This is a genomic window from Luteimonas viscosa (assembly GCF_008244685.1).
GTDB classification, from domain to species: Bacteria; Pseudomonadota; Gammaproteobacteria; order Xanthomonadales; family Xanthomonadaceae; genus Luteimonas; species Luteimonas viscosa.
Genome location: NZ_VTFT01000001.1, coordinates 1996235 through 2013190, shown reverse-complemented (window position 1 = coordinate 2013190; position 16956 = coordinate 1996235). Strand labels below are relative to the sequence as shown.

At 69.2% G+C, this 16956-nt stretch carries 17 protein-coding genes; 8 read left to right on the top strand and 9 right to left on the bottom strand.

Going from position 1 to position 16956, the window contains the following annotated elements; all coding sequences use genetic code 11:
- Positions 1–135: 135 nt before the first annotated feature.
- Positions 136–945: an META and DUF4377 domain-containing protein gene (locus FZO89_RS08885; RefSeq protein WP_149102916.1), complete on the bottom strand. Its 810-nt coding sequence runs from the start codon at positions 943–945 to the stop codon at positions 136–138.
- A gap of 153 nt (positions 946–1098) precedes the next feature.
- On the opposite strand from FZO89_RS08885, the gene FZO89_RS08880 reads away from it, so the two are divergent.
- Genes FZO89_RS08880 through FZO89_RS08875 form a run of 3 tightly spaced genes read left to right on the top strand, consistent with a single transcriptional unit; the run spans position 1099 to position 3042 of the window.
- On the top strand, positions 1099–1497 hold the full coding sequence (locus FZO89_RS08880) for a VOC family protein (RefSeq protein ID WP_149102915.1): 399 nt from the start codon (positions 1099–1101) through the stop codon (positions 1495–1497).
- A 48-nt stretch (positions 1498–1545) separates the two neighbouring features.
- Entirely contained in the window at positions 1546–1722 is a 177-nt protein-coding gene (locus FZO89_RS18495) for a hypothetical protein (protein ID WP_187471099.1), read from the top strand.
- Between the two features lie 48 nt (positions 1723–1770).
- Entirely contained in the window at positions 1771–3042 is a 1272-nt protein-coding gene (locus tag FZO89_RS08875; protein WP_149102914.1) for an RNA polymerase sigma factor, read from the top strand.
- Positions 3043–3057: 15 nt separating this feature from the next.
- Here FZO89_RS08875 and FZO89_RS08870 read toward each other — a convergent pair whose 3' ends face one another.
- The 4 genes from FZO89_RS08870 to FZO89_RS08855 all read right to left on the bottom strand — a co-directional run bounded on the left by FZO89_RS08870 (position 3058) and on the right by FZO89_RS08855 (position 5524).
- Entirely contained in the window at positions 3058–3654 is a 597-nt protein-coding gene (locus tag FZO89_RS08870) for a YceI family protein (protein ID WP_149102913.1), read from the bottom strand.
- Positions 3655–3712: 58 nt separating this feature from the next.
- Positions 3713–4099 carry a VOC family protein gene (locus FZO89_RS08865; protein WP_149102912.1) on the bottom strand — a complete coding sequence of 129 codons (387 nt, stop codon included), beginning with the start codon at positions 4097–4099 and terminating at the stop codon, positions 3713–3715.
- A gap of 45 nt (positions 4100–4144) precedes the next feature.
- A complete protein-coding gene (locus FZO89_RS08860) occupies positions 4145–4507 on the bottom strand; it encodes a DUF1428 domain-containing protein (RefSeq protein ID WP_149102911.1) in 363 nt (120 codons plus the stop codon).
- Between the two features lie 222 nt (positions 4508–4729).
- Entirely contained in the window at positions 4730–5524 is a 795-nt protein-coding gene (locus FZO89_RS08855) for an undecaprenyl-diphosphate phosphatase (protein ID WP_149102910.1), read from the bottom strand.
- Positions 5525–5867: 343 nt separating this feature from the next.
- Between FZO89_RS08855 and glnA the strand changes: the two genes are divergently transcribed.
- The 5 genes from glnA to FZO89_RS08830 all read left to right on the top strand — a co-directional run bounded on the left by glnA (position 5868) and on the right by FZO89_RS08830 (position 11840).
- Entirely contained in the window at positions 5868–7277 is a 1410-nt protein-coding gene (gene glnA / locus FZO89_RS08850; protein WP_149102909.1) for a type I glutamate--ammonia ligase, read from the top strand.
- 429 nt (positions 7278–7706) lie between these two features.
- Positions 7707–8411, top strand: a complete 705-nt coding sequence (locus FZO89_RS08845; RefSeq protein WP_149102908.1) for a TorF family putative porin — start codon at positions 7707–7709, stop codon at positions 8409–8411.
- Positions 8412–8447: 36 nt separating this feature from the next.
- Positions 8448–8786 carry a P-II family nitrogen regulator gene (locus FZO89_RS08840; protein WP_149102907.1) on the top strand — a complete coding sequence of 113 codons (339 nt, stop codon included), beginning with the start codon at positions 8448–8450 and terminating at the stop codon, positions 8784–8786.
- Positions 8787–8808: 22 nt separating this feature from the next.
- Positions 8809–10197 (top strand): ammonium transporter, encoded by a 1389-nt coding sequence (locus FZO89_RS08835; protein WP_149102906.1) that lies wholly within the window; start codon positions 8809–8811, stop codon positions 10195–10197.
- Between the two features lie 845 nt (positions 10198–11042).
- Positions 11043–11840 carry an N-acetylmuramoyl-L-alanine amidase gene (locus tag FZO89_RS08830; protein ID WP_149102905.1) on the top strand — a complete coding sequence of 266 codons (798 nt, stop codon included), beginning with the start codon at positions 11043–11045 and terminating at the stop codon, positions 11838–11840.
- A gap of 73 nt (positions 11841–11913) precedes the next feature.
- On the opposite strand, the gene FZO89_RS08825 is transcribed toward FZO89_RS08830, so the two are convergent.
- The 4 genes from FZO89_RS08825 to ligD all read right to left on the bottom strand — a co-directional run bounded on the left by FZO89_RS08825 (position 11914) and on the right by ligD (position 16892).
- Positions 11914–12135 (bottom strand): PspC domain-containing protein, encoded by a 222-nt coding sequence (locus FZO89_RS08825; RefSeq protein ID WP_149102904.1) that lies wholly within the window; start codon positions 12133–12135, stop codon positions 11914–11916.
- A gap of 22 nt (positions 12136–12157) precedes the next feature.
- Positions 12158–13168, bottom strand: a complete 1011-nt coding sequence (locus FZO89_RS08820; protein WP_149102903.1) for an SDR family oxidoreductase — start codon at positions 13166–13168, stop codon at positions 12158–12160.
- A 17-nt stretch (positions 13169–13185) separates the two neighbouring features.
- Entirely contained in the window at positions 13186–14106 is a 921-nt protein-coding gene (ku, locus tag FZO89_RS08815; protein ID WP_149102902.1) for a non-homologous end joining protein Ku, read from the bottom strand.
- Positions 14107–14174: 68 nt separating this feature from the next.
- A complete protein-coding gene (gene ligD / locus FZO89_RS08810; RefSeq protein WP_149102901.1) occupies positions 14175–16892 on the bottom strand; it encodes a DNA ligase D in 2718 nt (905 codons plus the stop codon).
- Positions 16893–16956 lie beyond the last annotated feature (64 nt).

Here is a 16956-nt window from a genome sequence, read left to right as displayed (position 1 = left end):
ACGCGTCGGCCGATTTCGCTCCCGGCGCCGCTTCGCCAATGCAGCGTCGCCGGGCGACCGGGACGATGCGACGGCACGCGGAAGTGGTCGCGGCAAACGTCGTCAACGGACAGGATCGAATCGCGCGATCCGGCCTCATGGCGACACCGTCTCCGATTCGACCACCATGTCCAGCACCCAGGCGACCGACGATCCGTCCGCCGGTGGATCGGCGACGTCGAAGCGGTCCACGCGCAGCACGTTGCGCACGCCGGGCGTGTGGGTGTAGCCCTCGATCTCCTGGTAGAGGAACCGCCACTCGCCTTCGCCCCGCCGCAGGCCGTTGGCGTCGTAGCCGAGCTCGCGCACGTGCAGGCAGCGGTGGTCGGGGATCATCGCGTGCGGGCAGGGCACGCGCTGCGGCGCGACCTCGAGGAACACGCGCTCGCCCTCGCCGCCGTGGCGGGCGGCGGCGGTGGGATCGCCGCTGAAGGTCAGGCGGTCGCCGCCGGCAGTGGTCAGGACCAGGGTGTCGCCCTCGCCGCGCACCAGCGAGCCGGCGCCGGCCAGACGCGCGCCGATCGCCTCGTCGGCGGCCATCAGCGCGCCGCCGCCGCAGAACTTCTTGGTCCGGACGAGCGCGCCGACCTCGAACCGTTCGCCGACGAGGGCGTAAGGCCCGGTCATCCGGTTGCAGCCGCCGCTGACCGAAAGCCGGTCGTCCGCGAAATCCAGCTGCAGCCGCTGGTCGGGACCCGGAAACAGCGCATCGATGCGGCGGCCGGCCGCGTCCACCGCCCCGGTGAGGCGCCAGTGCGCGGCCGCCAGCGCCTGCGCGTCGAGGGCCGCGGCGGACGCCGGGGCGGGTGCGACCGCAGTCGCCGCGGGCGGGGACGCGGGCGGGGGATTGGAGGGCGCACACGCCGCGAGTGCGACGGCGAGCGGAATCAGGACGAGGGGACGCATGGCGATGCCTCCTTGGTCGGACGTCGCGGCCAAGCCTACGCCTTTCGCCATCAAGCCGAAGCGGAGATGCGATGTCGATCGGCGGCGCCCGGGTTCGTCGTCCGTACGAGGGTGCGACGACGCGCCCGCCCCGTCGGCCCCGCAGGAGCGCCCATGGCACGCAAGATCTTCGTCAATCTCCCGGTCGGGAACCTCGATGCTTCGGTCGCGTTCTTCACCGCGCTCGGCTTCGGCTTCAACCCGCAGTTCACCGACGAGAACGCCACCTGCATGATCGTCGGCGACGACATCTTCGTGATGCTGCTGGTGGAGCCGTTCTTCGCCACCTTCACCGACCGCGCCATCGTCGATGCGCGCACCCACGCCGAAGTGCTGGTGTGCCTGTCGTGCGACAGCGACGAGGAGGTCGATGCCCTGGTCGGCAAGGCGGTCGCCGCCGGCGGACAGGCGCATCGCACCGCGCAGGACCGGGGCTTCATGTACGGCCACGGCTTCGTGGATCCGGACGGCCACGCGTGGGAACTGATCCACATGCGTGAGATGCCGACGTGAGGAGCGGGGGAGCCGGATAGTGGAATGGCCGGAGCCGGGGCTATGAGCATGATCGGCCTGCTGGCGCGGCGCGGCCTGGAGACCTTCGTGCCGCAAATGCGCCGCGCGCCGCCGGAGGCCGCGCCAGCGCCCGCCCATGTTCCCGGTCCGGCACCCGGCATGCCGGCGCATTCCACGGCAGGCGACCAGCCCGCACGCGCCGCCGATGCGGAGCGCGTGCCATGACGTGCGCGACTTGCGCCCCGCGCGACCGCGGTGCTCTGATACGCGGCCATGGCCGAGTCCGACCTGCACCGCCGCATCGACGCCGTCTGGCGCACCGAATCGCCGAAGGTGATCGCGGCGCTGATGCGCATGGTGCGCGACCTCGACCTGGCCGAGGAGCTGGCGCAGGACGCACTGGTCACCGCGCTGGAGCGCTGGCCCGCCTCGGGCGTGCCTGACAACCCGGGCGCATGGCTGATGGCCACCGCCAAGCACCGCGCGATCGACCACCTGCGCCGCTACCAGCTGCAGGCCCGCAAGCATGCGCAGATCGCGCAGGAGCTCGACGGCCTGCACGACGAACTGCACGAAGCGCGCGAGGCCGCGTTCGACGACGACATCGGCGACGACCTGCTGCGCCTGATCTTCGTCGCCTGCCACCCGCTGCTGTCGCTGGAGGCACGCACCGCGCTGACCCTGCGCCTGCTGTGCGGCCTGGCCACCGACGAGATCGCGCGCGCGTTCCTGGTGCCCGAGGCCACCGTCGCCCAGCGCATCGTGCGCGCCAAGCGCACCCTGGGCGAGGCCGACGTGCCGTTCGAGGTGCCGCGCCGGGAGGAACTGCCCGAGCGGCTGTCGGCGGTGCTCGGCGTGGTCTACCTGGTGTTCAACGAAGGCTATGCCGCGACCGCCGGCGACGACTGGATGCGGCCGGCGCTGTGCGCCGAGGCGTTGCGTCTGGGACGCCTGCTGGTGGGGCTCGCGCCCGGTGAAGCCGAAGCCTTCGGCCTGCTCGCGCTGATGGAACTGCAGGCCTCGCGCGCCGCCGCGCGCACCGGGCCGTCGGGAGAACCGATCCTGCTGCAGGACCAGGACCGCGCGCGCTGGGACCGCGAGGCGATCGATCGCGGCCTGCTCGCGCTCGCGCAGGCCGAGCGCCTGGCGGCGCGTGCCGGACCGGGGCCGTACACGCTGCAGGCGGCGATCGCGGCCTGCCATGCGCGCGCACCGAGCGTGGACGGCACCGACTGGACGCGGATCGTGCTGCTGTACGACGTGCTTGCCGAGGTCGCGCCTTCGCCGGTGATCGAACTCAACCGCGCGGTCGCGGTCTCGATGCGTTCCGGGCCGGAGGAGGCGCTGGCGCTGGTGGATGCGCTGGCCGACGCGCCGGCGCTGCGCAGCTACCACCTGATGCCCGCGGTGCGCGGCGACCTGCTGCATCGCCTCGGCCGCTTCGACGAGGCGCGGCGGGAGTTCGAACGCGCCGCCGGCATGACCCGCAACGCGCGCGAACGGTCGCTGCTGCTGGCACGCGCCGAAAGCGCCGCCGCCGGCTGAAACCGTGGCGGCTCGCTACCGCGTCGTCTTCCCGGGTTCGACCGCCACCGCCTCGACCTGGATGCGCAGGTCGACGGCCATGTCGAATCCGTAATCCTTGCCGGCGGACATGCCGAACTCGTCGCGCCGGATGGTGGCGAACGCATCCGCCCCGCACAGCTCGCGCCGGTGCAGCGGATGCGGCATGCACTTGAAGCTGCGGATCTCCAGCGTCACCGGCCGGGTGACGCCGCGCAGCGTCAGCTCCCCGTCCACGCGCGTCGGCCTGCCATCGGCGAAGCCGGCCAGGGTGCCGGCGTAGGTCGCCTCCGGCCAGGTCGCGGTATCGAAGAACCCGGCGCCGCGCGCCTCCGCGTTCATCGCGTCGAGGCCGTAGTCGATGCTGCCCGTGTCGACGACGACCTCGATCCGTCCGCTGCTCGCGGCCCTGTCGAGCACCACCGTGCCGCGGGTGGTGTTGAACTTGCCGCGCCAAACCGAGAGCCCGCCCAGGTGATCGGCCTCGAAGCTGGGGAAGGTGTGCGCCGGATCGATCTCGTAGACGGTGTCCGCCGCGGTCGCGGGAAGCGCGGCCAGCAGCAGGACGGAAGTGGCGAAGGCAGGACCTCGCATGTGGGCTCCTCGGGAAAGGCGCGCAGCGGAACCCGCGCGCCGGGGGTGGCTGTCGCCGCTATTGCATCGAGTGCAGGCCGAACAGGTTGCCTTCGGTGTCGAAGGCCAGCACGATGAAGCCGTATTCGCCGATCGACATCTTCTCGCGATGCACGCGGCCGCCGGCCCCGGCCACGCGCGCGCCGGTGACGCCGCAGTCGTCGCAGCCGAAGTAGACCAGGGTGCCGCCGGGTCCCGATGGCACGCCGGGCATGCGGCACAGCGCACCATTGGCGCCGTAGTGCTCCATGTCGCCGGGGAAGGCCCACATCTCCAGGCCATCGTCGTCCCCGGGCACCTTCAGCGATTCGAGGGTGGTACCCAGCACGGCTTCGTAGAACGCGCGGGCGCGGGGCATGTCCTGCACGTAGAGTTCGAACCAGTTGACGCTGTTTGCTGCGGACATCGGGTCTCCTTCCGGCCGGGCCGGCGTTTGCTTCTCGTGGATGGATTACAACGCGACGATCGATTCGAACCCGCCCCAGACCATGCGCGCGTGGTCGAACGGCATCCTGATCCGGCCGGGCGACATCGCCTCGATGCGCGGGTCGGCCATGACCTTCCTGTTCACCGCGTCGCGATGCCGGCGCGAGCGGTAGACGATGAACGAGAACAGGACCACCTCGCCGCGCTTGCGCTGCACCGCCAGCGGGAACGAGGTCAGCTGGCCCGGCGGCACGTCGTCCTCGACGCATTCGAGGTACTGCAGCGCGCCGTATTCCATCCAGACCTTGCCGGCCTTGCGTGCCATCGCGCGATAGGCGGGGAGGTTGCGTTTCGGGACCGGAATCAGGAATCCGTCGATGTAGGCCATGTCGTCGCTCCGTTCGGGAACGCCGTGGCAGCGGGCGCGCAGCCGCGGCGTTCGGGATGTCGACGAATGATGGGTCCGCAGATCGACAACGCGGCTGCAGTTCGTCGGTCCGCTGTCCCCGGGATGGGGTGGGGCGCCCACGGCAGGGGCCAGGATGGGGTATCGCGATGCGCCTCCCGCCGCTGTCGGCCCGGGCAGGACGCAAGTGCGCTGCCGCGTGCCTCAGTCCCCCGCCGGCAGCCACAGCAGCAGGGCGCCGCCGAGCAGGATCCGGTAGACCGCGAAACCGGTGAAGCGGTGCTGCTTGATGTAGCCGAGCAGCCACTTCACCACCACGAAGCCGGTGGCGGTGGCGGCCGCGAACGCCAGCGCGACGTCGCCCCAGGCCTCGCCGCCCATCGCCCCGTCCTTCCACAGTTCGAGGAAGGCGTAGCCGCTGGCCGCGAACATGGTCGGGATGCCGACCAGGAACACGAACTCGGTCGCCGCGGAGCGCCGGCCGAGGCCGGCCAGCATCGCCATGAAGATCGCCGCGGCCGAGCGCGAGGTGCCGGGGAACACGCCGGCCACCACCTGCGCCAGCCCCACCAGCACCGCCACCGTCCAGGTGACGTCGGTGCCGTCGCCGCGACGCTCGGCCAGGCGCTCGGCGACGATCATCCACACGCCACCCAGGATCAGCGCCCAGGCGATCGGCGACACCGTCTCCGGCAGTTCCCAGCCGGCCAGCCGCACCGGCAGGCCGACCATCGCGGTGACCAGGAACGCGACCGCGAGCTTCATCGCGTAGTCGCGGTTGGCCCGATCGTGCAGGCCGGTGGCCAGGTCCCAGATGCGCCGGCGGAACACCAGCGTGATCGCCAGGATCGCCCCGGCCTGGATGACGATGTTGAAGAAGTCCGAGCGGGCGCCGAGCCAGTGCTGCGCGATCAGCAGGTGGCCGGTGCTCGAGACCGGCAGGAACTCGGTCAGCCCTTCGAGGATGCCCAGCAGCAGGGCGGACAGCGGATCGGACATGCGAGCCCTTCGTTGCGAAGCTGGGAGGATAAACGCAAAGCGGCGGTGCGCCCGGCGCCCGTGCCCGCCGGGCGGGCCGCGCAGGATGGTGGATGCGGGACGCGCAGCGCGTTCACGACCGGGGCGCGCCGCCCGCCCTGCCGCGCCCGGCCCGGCTCCGGACGGGGCACGCGCGGGCTCCCCAATTTGGTGCAACCGTCACAGAATCTTCACCGAAACCGTGCGCCCTGGCGGATGCTGCATTGCACATCCATTTGAAATCAATGATTTGCGAATGCGCCAACCTTGGCACGCGCCTTGCGTCACAGTACCCATTCCTTCGCAAACCCTGAGGTCGTCACCGATGTCGCTCGAGAATGTCGAAAAGCTGATCAAGGACCACAAGGTCGAGTTCGTCGACCTGCGTTTCGTGGACATGCGCGGCGTGCAGCAGCACGTCACCTTCCCGGCGAGCATCGTCGAGCCCTCGCTGTTCGAGGACGGCAAGATGTTCGACGGCTCGTCGATCAGCGGCTGGAAGGGCATCAACGAGTCGGACATGATCCTGCTGCCCGACGCGTCCACCGCCTACCTCGACCCGTTCTACGCCGATCCCACCCTCAACCTGACCTGCGACATCCTCGACCCGGCGACGATGCAGGGCTACTCGCGCGACCCGCGCGGCATCGCCCGGCGCGCCGAGGCCTACCTCAAGTCCAGCGGCATCGCCGACCAGGCCTTCTTCGGCCCGGAGCCCGAATACTTCATCTTCGACTCGGTGCGCTTCGCCAACGAGATGGGCAACACCTTCTTCCAGGTCGAATCCGAGGAAGCGGCCTGGAACACCGGCAAGGAGTACGAGGGCGGCAACAGCGGCTACCGCCCGGGCGTGAAGGGCGGCTACTTCCCGGTGCCGCCGACCGACTCGCTGCACGACCTGCGTGCGGAGATGGTCAAGACGCTCGAGCAGATCGGCATCGAGGTCGAGGTCCACCACCACGAGGTCGCGACCGCGGGCCAGTGCGAGATCGGCACCAAGTTCAACTCGCTGGTGAAGAAGGCCGACGAGCTGCTCGCCACCAAGTACGTGATCCGCAACGTCGCCTTCCGCAACGGCAAGACCGCGACCTTCATGCCCAAGCCGATCGTCGGCGACAACGGCAGCGGCATGCACGTGCACCAGTCGCTGGCCAAGGGCGGGCAGAACCTGTTCTCCGGCGACGGCTACGGCGGCCTGTCGCAGATGGCGCTGTGGTACATCGGCGGCATCTTCAAGCACGCGCGCGCGATCAACGCGTTCGCCAACTCCGGCACCAACAGCTACAAGCGCCTGGTGCCGGGCTTCGAGGCGCCGGTGATGCTGGCCTACTCGGCGCGCAACCGCTCGGCATCCTGCCGCATCCCGTGGGTGTCCAACCCGAAAGCGCGCCGCATCGAGGTGCGATTCCCCGATCCGCTGCAGTCGGGCTATCTGACCTTCACCGCGCTGATGATGGCCGGCCTCGACGGCATCAAGAACCAGATCGATCCGGGCGGCCCCAGCGACAAGGACCTGTACGACCTGCCGCCGGAAGAGGAGAAGCTGATCCCGCAGGTGTGCTCGAGCCTCGACCAGGCCCTGGCCGCGCTCGACGCCGACCGCGAATTCCTCAAGGCGGGCGGCGTGATGAGCGACGACTTCATCGACGGCTACATCGACCTGAAGATGCAGGAAGTCACCAAGTTCCGCGCGGCGACGCATCCGCTCGAATACCAGATGTACTACGGGGTCTGACGATGCGGGTGTCGACGTCCGGTGTGATGGCTTCGGGTGGGCGGATGTCCGGCCCGTCGCAGCGCGACGGACGTTCGACCGGGACGCGCGGCCACGCCGCGCAAGCGTCCCGTCCTCGCCCGCCGGAGTACCAGCTGTACGACGGCGCCTGATCGAAGCGGGGCGATCGGAACGCTCCGGTCGCCCCACCGCTTTTCCGCGTCCGGCGTGATCGCCGGACGTGCGGTCCTCCCCCACGCGGACCGCGACTGTTCAACCGCAGGGAATCATCGATACGTCGAAGAGGGAGACGGGAGCAATACGACCGGACAGGGCGCCACAGAGCGTCCGCCGGGGCCCGGCCAGGCATGGGGATGCCGATCCGGGTGAGCAGACAACACGCAAGACCGGGGAGGGCTTTTCCATTTTTTCCAGAATGAGGAGCCTGTCATGTCGTCACGCAAGATCGCAGTTGCAACCCTGTTGTCCGCCGCGCTGCTGGTGTCCGGCAACGCCGCGGCCGAGGTGTCCGGATCGGTGACGGTCGTCAGCGATTACCTGTTCCGCGGCATCACCCAGACCAACGAGGAACCGGCCCTGCAGGCCGGCGTCACCTGGTCGCACGAGAGCGGCTTCTACGTCGGCGGCTGGGGCAGCAGCATCAGCTGGCTGTCGGATGCCGATCCGGACGTTTCCAGCCAGGTCGAACTCGACGGCTTCTTCGGCTACGCCGGTTCGTTCGGCGAGAGCGACTTCGGCTACGACGTCGGCGCCAACTACTACTGGTACCCGGGCGACTATCCGGCCGGCTTCACCGACGCCGACACGCTCGAGCTCTACTTCGGCGTGAGCTACAAGTTCCTCAGCGCCAAGTACTGGTACTCGGTCACCGACCTGTTCGGCATCCCCGACTCGGATGGCAGCACCAACCTCGACGTGTCGGGCAAGTTCGAGTTCGGAGAGGGCTGGAGCACCACCGCCGCGGTCGGCAAGCAGTGGATCAAGGGCGTGGGTGGCACGGCGAACTATGCGTTCTGGAAGGTCGGCGTCGACAAGTCCTTCGACAGCGGCTTCGGCGTGGGCGTGTCCTACAACGACAACGACCTGATCGGTCCCGACGAGACCTTCGTGCTGTCCCTGTCGAAGTCGTTCTGAGCGACGCGACCCCCAGATTCCAAGAGGAGGCGTTCCATGAAACTGATCATCGCCATCATCCGGCCGTTCAAGCTCGACGAGGTACGCGAAGCCCTCGGCGAAGCCGGCGTCTCGGGACTGACGGTCACCGAGGTCAAGGGCTTCGGCCGGCAGAAGGGCCACACCGAGCTGTACCGCGGCGCCGAGTACGTCGTCGACTTCCTGCCCAAGCTCAAGATCGAGGCGGCGGTCTCCGACGAGGTGTTCGATGCCGCGCTCGAGGCCATCACCAAGTCCGCGGGCACCGGCAAGGTCGGCGACGGCAAGGTGTTCGTCGTCGCGCTCGACCAGGTCATCCGCATCCGCACCGGCGAAATCGGCGCGGACGCGCTCTAACCCACCTGTGGAGGCTCATTCCATGAAATTCCTTTCGTTCTCCGGGTGGAAGACCCGTGTGCAGGTGCTGGGACTGGCCCTGCTGGTGGGCGTGGCCGGACTGACCGGCACGTTCGATGTACTCGCGCAGGACGCGACCGCGCCGGTGGCCGAGGCCGTCGCCGAAGCCGCCGCCGAACCGGTGGTCGACAAGGGCGACGTCGCCTGGATGCTGACCTCGACCCTGCTGGTGCTGCTGATGGTGGTGCCGGGCCTGGCGCTGTTCTACGGCGGCATGGTGCGTTCGAAGAACGTGCTGTCGGTGCTGATCCACGTGATCTCGGTGTTCTCGCTGCTGGTGGTGCTGTGGATCATCTACGGCTACTCGCTGGCGTTCTCCGGCGAGGGACCCTGGATCGGCAATCTCGACAAGCTGTTCCTCAAGGGCGTCACCATCGACACGCTTGCGGCCACATTCACCGATGGGGTGAGCCTGCCCGAGTACGTGTTCGTCGCGTTCCAGTCGACCTTCGCCGGCATCACCGGCGCGCTGATCGTCGGCGCGTTCGCGGAGCGGGTGAAGTTCGCGGCGGTGCTGCTGTTCTCGGTGATCTGGTTCACGCTCGGCTACCTGCCGGTCGCGCACATGGTGTGGGCCACCGGCGGCTTCCTGTTCGAGCGGGGCGCGCTGGACTTCGCCGGCGGCACCGTGGTGCACATCAACGCGGGCATCGCCGGCCTGGTCGGCGCGTACTTCGTCGGCAAGCGCGTGGGCTACGGCCGCGAGGCGCTCAAGCCGCACAACGTCACCCTGACCTTCGTCGGTGCGTCGCTGCTGTGGGTGGGCTGGTTCGGCTTCAACGCCGGCTCCAACCTCGAAGCCACCGCGGGTGCGGCGCTCGCCTTCATCAACACCCTGGTGGCCACCGCCGCAGCCGTACTGGCGTGGGCGCTGACCGAGAAGGTGACCAAGGGCAAGGCCTCGGCGCTGGGCGTGGCCTCGGGCGCGGTCTCCGGCCTGGTCGCCATCACCCCCGCGGCCGGCCTGGTCGGCCCGCTCGGTGCGATCGCGATCGGCTTCATCGCCGGCGTGGTCTGCGTCTGGGGCGTGACGGGGCTGAAGAAGCTGCTCAAGGTCGACGACACTGCCGACGTGTTCGGCGTGCATGCGATCGGCGGCATCATCGGCGCGATCCTCACCGGCGTGTTCTACGCCCCGAGCCTGGGCGGCCTGGGCGGCGACGACTTCGACATGGGCGCGCAGGTCGCCACCCAGACGCTGGGCGTGGTCATGACGATCGTCTGGATCGCCATCGTCTCGGCGGTGGGTTTCCTCGTGGCGAAGCTGGTGTTCGGCCTGCGCGTGAGCGAGGAAGCCGAACGCGAAGGCCTGGACATCACCACCCACGGCGAATCGGCGTACGAGAGCTGATCGCAGGCGTCATCCACACCTCCCCCACGAGGTGCAGGCGGGCAGCGCAAGCTGCCCGCCTTTTTTTCGCCACACGAAGGGAAGGCGAAATCGGGAAAAGCTGCCGAGGAGTTCGGCCGTCGATCGCGGCGCCGGGCACGGGTGCCCTTGCGTAAGAATGTCCCCCGGCAACGGCCTGCGGCCGTTGCTCCTCCTTGATTTCGCACCCAAGGACACCCGCACCCGGCGTTCCGGATTGGGTCGCGGCCGCCAGGGCGAATCCAAAGCACTCCGCGCCCGCGGGCATGGCAGGCTCTGCGGCGAAATCAGGGAGGATGGATTCGAACGGCGGGCGCCCTGTCATCTCGACCGCAGGGAGAGATCTGGTCCACGTCCCGGGATTTCTCCCTTCGGTCGAAATGACAATGGTGGCGGTCGAAATGACAACGGGTGGTCGGTCGAGATGTCAACGGGTGGTCGGTCGAGATGTCAACGGGTGGTCGGTCGAGATGTCAACGGGTGGTCGGTCGAGATGTCAACGGGGTCGGTCGAGTTGACAAGGGTCCGGTCGAAAGACTGGCGGCCAGGCGGGAATGGCACGCGACCGTCGCCGCGGCGCGGCTCACCCTGAGTCCCCGCGCCGCATCCGCAGGCGGATGCCGGGGACATTCGCCGCAGAGGCCCGCTGGCCGCGGCGGGGTCCGTCAGGTCGCCACGACGCGGATCACGCAGGCGGGCCGTCGACAGGCAATCGCCCTTGCAACCACGCGCAATGAGCGGACGCGCACGCAGAGCACGGGCGCCGAACGGTGGCAAGCCGCCCCACCAAGCTTGCAATCGCGGCGCGCAGGCGATGCAATGCGGGCATGTCGAAACGAATCCGCCTCGCGATCCTGTGCGCCTGCACGCTCGCACTCGCCGCCTGCCAGCATGGTGCGCCACGCAACCCGATGGCCACCTGGGTGCCTTCGGACAACTTCGATTCACGTCGCGCGCAGGTGATCGTGCTGCATTACACCGAGCAGGATTCGGTGCAACAGAGCCTGCGCACGCTGCGCACCCGCAACAGCGGCGGGCGGGTGAGTTCGCACTACCTGGTGGGCGACGACGGACGCATCTACCAGCTGGTCGCCGACGACCACCGCGCCTGGCACGCCGGTGCCGGCAGCTGGGGCACGATCCACGAACTGAACTCGGCCTCGATCGGCATCGAGATCGACAACGATGGCACCGAGCCATTCAGCGAACCGCAGGTGGCCGCGCTGCTGCGCCTGCTCGACGACCTCACCACCCGCCATCGCATCCCCAAGAGCGCGGTGATCGGCCATTCCGACCTCGCGCCGGGACGCAAGATCGACCCCGGCCCGCTGTTCCCGTGGAAGCGGCTGTTCGATGCCGGTTTCGGCATCTGGCCCGACCCCGACGCGCCGCCACCGCCGCCCGGATTCGATCCGATCGATGCCCTGCGCCTGATCGGCTACTCCACCGACAGGCCCGAGGCGACGATCCACGCCTACCGCATGCGCTTCCGCGGCGACAACGGCAAGCAGCTCGACGAGGAAGACCTGCGCATCCTGCATGCGCTGACCTGGCGGCGCTCGCCGGTCTCGCCACCGGCGGAGGCGGCCGCGAGCAGACAGGACCTGGAGCCTCCGCGCCGGTGACCATCCCAACTCGCGTGGACCACGAACCCTGCAGCAGGGGCATGACCCGGAATGCAGGCCGGAAGCTGTTCGCCTACTGGACGCGGTAATCCTCGAGGCGGAAACCGGGAGGCGGGGGCGGCAGGAAGATCCACAACAGGATGTAGACCAGGATGCCTGGAAACGCCGCGGAAAGGACGGAAACCAGCACGTACAGCACCCGGGTTGCCGGCGGCGACCAGCCGAAATATTCGGCGATCCCGCCGCAGACACCGCCGATCAACCGGTGCTCCGATCGCGTCAGCTTCCTGTCCATGCCCCCCTCCCTGGAATCCTCGTCAGCCTTTCGGGCCGCCCATCACCGGCAACACGATGCCATTGACGTAGCTCGACATCAACGGCGAGGCCAGGAACACGAACGCGGGTGAGAGTTCCTCCGGCTGCGCGGCACGCCCCATGGCGCTGTCCTTGCCGAATTCGCCCACTTCGTCGGCCGGCTTGTCGGCCGGATTGAAAGGCGTCCACACCGGCCCGGGCGCGACCGCGTTGACGCGGATGCCGCGCGGGATCAGGTTGGCCGCCAGCGCCTTGGTGAAGGCGTGCACGGCGCCCTTGGTGGTGGAGTAGTCGATCAGCTTCGGGCTGCCGAACAGGCCGGTGACCGAGCCGCAGTTGATGATCGACGCGCCCTGTTCCATGTGCGGCAGCGCCGCGCGCGCCATCTGCAGGTAGCCGGCGACGTTGGTCTGCAGGGTTTCCTGCAGGTGCGCGTCGCTGATGTCCTCCAGCCGCTCCGCATGCAGCTGGAAGCCGGCGTTGTTGACCAGTACGTCGATGCGCCCGAAACGTTTGGCGACGCGCTTGACCGCGCGGTTGCAGAACGCGGGATCGCGCACGTCGCCAGGCACGAGGATGGCCTGCCGGCCTTCCTTTTCCACCCAGCGCGCGGTTTCCTTCGCATCGTCGTGCTCGTCGAGGTAGAAGATCGCCACGTCCGCACCCTCGCGCGCGAACAGCACCGCCACCGCGCGGCCGATGCCGGAATCGGCGCCGGTCACGATCGCCTTCATGCCTTCGAGCTTGCCGCTGCCGGCGTAGCCGGGGGCTTCGAACTTCGGGGCCAGGTCGAGCTCGCTCTCGTGGCCGGGCTTGTCGATGTGCTGCGCCGGCATGCGCACCGGCTGGCGGCGCGCGCCGGCCTGCATCGCGGCCTTGCGCTCGGGCGCGTCGGGTTTGCGCGCGTCCTTGCGGTCGATCTTCGCCTGCAGCCTGCGCTGCCCCGCCGCGGTGCGTCCCGCGGCCTTCGCATCCTTCTTCGCCTGACCGGCGGGCTTCTTGCTGCTTGCCATCTGCTTGCGTCTCCCTGTCAGGCGCGCTTGCGCGCGCGTGGCGCCGCCTTGGCCGCCTTCTTCGCCGGTGCCTTCTTCTTCGCCTTGGCCGGCCCCTTGGCAGCAGCCTTCTTCGGCGCCGTCTTCTTCGCCGGGGTGCGCTTGTTGTCCGACAGGCTCTTCTGCAGCAGCGAGACGAAGTCGACCACGTTGGTCGCCGCGCCCTCGTCGGGTTCGGCTTCCTCCAGCACCTCGGTGGTCGCGCCCTTGTCCTTGATCCGGCGGCGGATGATGTCCGCCAGGCGTTCGCGGAACTCGTCGTGGTAATCCTCGGGATTCCACTTCGCGGCCATCGAGTCGACCAGCTGCGTGGCCATCTCCAGCTCCTTCGCGCTCACACGGTAGTCGCCGGCCTTGCCCTCGGGGATCTTGTACTCGGCCGGGTCGACCAGTTCCTGCGGGTAGCGCATCAGCATCAGGATCAGCGCGTCGCCCTGCGGCATCACCGCCGAGAGGTACTCGCGGGTGCGGATCACCACCCGCGCCACGCCGATCTTCTTCGACTTGCGCAGCGTCTCGCGCAGCAACACGTAGCCTTTCTCGGCCTTCTTGCCCGGCACCAGCACGTAGGGCTTCTCGAAGAAACGTACGTCGATCGCGTCCTCGTCGACGAAGGCCTCGATCTCCACCGATTCGTGAGATTCGGGCGCGGCCGAGGCGATGTCCGATTTCTCGATCACCACGTAGCTGCCCTTGTCGTACTCGAAGGCCTTGACGATCTCCTTCCACGGCACTTCCTCGCCGGTATCGGCATTGACGCGCTCGAAACGAATCGGCTTGCGATCGCGCGAATCGAGCATGCGGAAGGAGAGATCCTGGCTGCGGGTGCCGGACATCAGCGATACCGGCACGTTGAGCAGGCCGAAGCTGAGGTTGCCGGTCCAGATGGGACGTGCCATGGCATTGCTCGCGCGGGAAGGCGGGCCGACAGCCTGCCCCGCCGGGTGTCGTCGCCCTGTGCAGGCGCTCAGTCCGGCAGCGACTGGCGGACCGCGTCGATGCCGTCCCAGGGATGGCGACGCAGGCGCCTGAGCCGGGCGATCGCATTGCCGATGTCCCAGGCGTTGCCGGCCTGCACCCTGCCCAGTTCCTCCCAACGCAGCGGCATCGACACCGGCGCCCCGGCGCGGGCACGAACCGAGAAACTGGCGACGCTGGTGGCGCCACGGCCGTTGCGCAGCCAGTCGATGAAGATCCGGCCCTTGCGCCGCTGCTTGCTGGCGGTGGCGACATAGCGCAGCGGGTCTGCCTCGCGCGCCGCTTCGGCCACCGCCTGCGCGAACGCGCGCGCCTTGGGCCATGGCGCGGGTGGCGACAGCGGCACGACCAGATGCAGGCCCTTGCCGCCGCTGGTGCGCAGGAACGCTTCCAGCCCCGCCTGCTCCAGGAAGCCGCGCAGCTGGCGCGCGGCGGCGACCACCTCGCGCCAGCCGATGGCCTCGTCCGGGTCGAGGTCGAACACCAGCCGGTCGCAATGCTCCACGTCGTCCACGTGCGCGCCCCAGGGATGGAACTCGATGGTGTTGAACTGCACCAGTTCCATCACGCTGGCCGCATCGGTGACGTAGAGGTAGTCCTCGCGCCCGCCATCGGATTCCTTCAGCGGGATCTTCGACACCAGGTCCATGCCAGGCGTGGCGTGCTTCTGGAAGAAGCACTGCGCACGCAGCCCGCCCGGGCAGCGCACCAGCGACAGCGGCCGGCCCTCGATCTCCGGCAGCAGCCAGTCCATCGCCGCGGCGTAGTAGTCGGCGAGCTGCTGCTTGGTGATGCCGTCGTCCGGGAACAGCACCTTGTCCGGGCTGGAGAGGTCGGGTGGGGTGCGCGATGGCGAGGTCCGGGACCGCCCGCGCGCAGTGCTCTTCTTCGGCGGGGGCCCGGCTTTCGTCCCGGCTGCCGGCGTGCGCTTCGCCTTGCCGGGCTTGCTGCCCTTGCCTGCCTTCGCTGCCTTCGCCGCCTTCTTCGTTCTCGTCGCCACCGGTGGATCCTCCGTTGAGGGATCTTCGATGCGGTCGCCACCGGCATCCGTCAGCGCCGAGGCCGGCTTGTCGGGACGCAGGGCCTTGAAGCTCGCCTGGCGCAGCAGGCCGCGGCCACCCGTGCCGCGGTTGAACACTTCCACCACGAACGCCGGCCTGGGCAGCCATTTCGCCTGGCGCAGGTCGGTGTCGTGCCCGGGCACGTACACCGTCTCCGCGTCGCGCCCCTTGCCCACCAGACGCTCGCCCAGCGCCTGGAGCTGGGCATCGCTGAAGCCGCTGCCGACGCGCCCGACGTAGCGCCAGCCGTGTTCGGCATCGGGCGTGGCCAGCAGCAGCGAACCGATGCCGCGGCGGCTACCCTTGGGCGGGGTGTAGCCGACCACCGCGTACTCGGCGCTGGCCAGCGCCTTGCTCTTGCGCCAGTCGTCGCCGCGGCCGGGGTGGTAGCTGGCGTCGACACGCTTGGAGATGATGCCCTCGAAGCCCGCCGCCAGCGCGGCATCGAACGCGGCGCGGCCATCGCCGATGCCGTGCGAACTGTAGGACAGCGCTTCCGGCGCGCGCTGCAGCAGGCGTTCGAGCAACTGCTTGCGTTCCAGCAGCGGCGATGCCGACAGGTCGACGCCCTCCACGTGCACGAGATCGAACAGCGCCAGCCGCAGGCGTCCCTGGCGCTCGCCGGACAGCACCTGCTGCAGCCGGTTGAAATCCTCGCGCCGGCCCTGCGCAGCGATCAGCTCGCCGTCGAGCAGGGCCTCGCGCAGGCCGAGCGTGGCCAGCGCATCGCTGACCTCGGGTACCCGCGTGCTCCAGTCCAGGCCATTGCGCGACCACAGCCGCACCACGCCGTAGTGGATCGTGGCCAGCAGCCGGTAGCCGTCCCATTTCAATTCGTGCAACCAGCCTTCGCCCTCGGGCGGGTGCTCCCCCAGGCGCGCCAGCTGGGCCACCGGCGCCGACGCCGGCAGCTTCCTGCGTCGGGCCTTCGGCAGCGCCAGTGCTTGCGCCTGGAGATCACGCGCTCGCGTTGCACCGGTGCCAGGCTTGCGTGCCGTCGGCTTGGCAGCGGGCTCCTTCTTCGCCTGCTTCTTCGGCTTCGCCGGCGACACCTTCGCGGGTGACGCTTTCACCGATGACGTCTTCACGGCCTTGCCGGCCCGCTTCGCATCCGCTTCCGGCGGCGGTGTCACGCCGTCGAGCAGGTCGTCGGCTTCGGTGGGCCCGGCCCAGGCATCGCGCTGCTTGAACAGCAGCCACTGTGGCTGCCGCGCCGGCTTGCCCGATCGCACCAGGTGCCAGCCGCCCTTGAGCCGCTCGCCGTGCAGTTCGAAGCGCAAGTGGCCCTTGGCCAGTTGCGCGGCGACATCGCCATCGGTGGTCCAGGTGCCCCGGTCGAACAGGGCGACGTGGCCGCCGCCGTAGTGGCCCTTGGGAATTTCGCCCTCGAACGAGGCGTAATCCAGCGGATGGTCCTCGACTTCCACCGCCATGCGCTTGATCGCCGGATCGAAGCTCGGCCCCTTCGGCACCGCCCAGCTGCGCAGCACGTCGCCGACCTGCAGCCGGAAATCGTAGTGGCGACGGCTGGCGTGGTGCAGCTGGACCACGAAGATCGGCCTTCCGCGCGCCTTGCGTGGCGCACGGTCGTCGGGTTCGGGGGTCTGCCCGAAGCGTCGCTTGCGGCGGTAGTCCTCGAGCGCCATGGCGCGAGCGTCGCAGGCGCGGCGTGTGCGGCTTGTGCAGCCGCACGCTGCGATCCGCACGCCG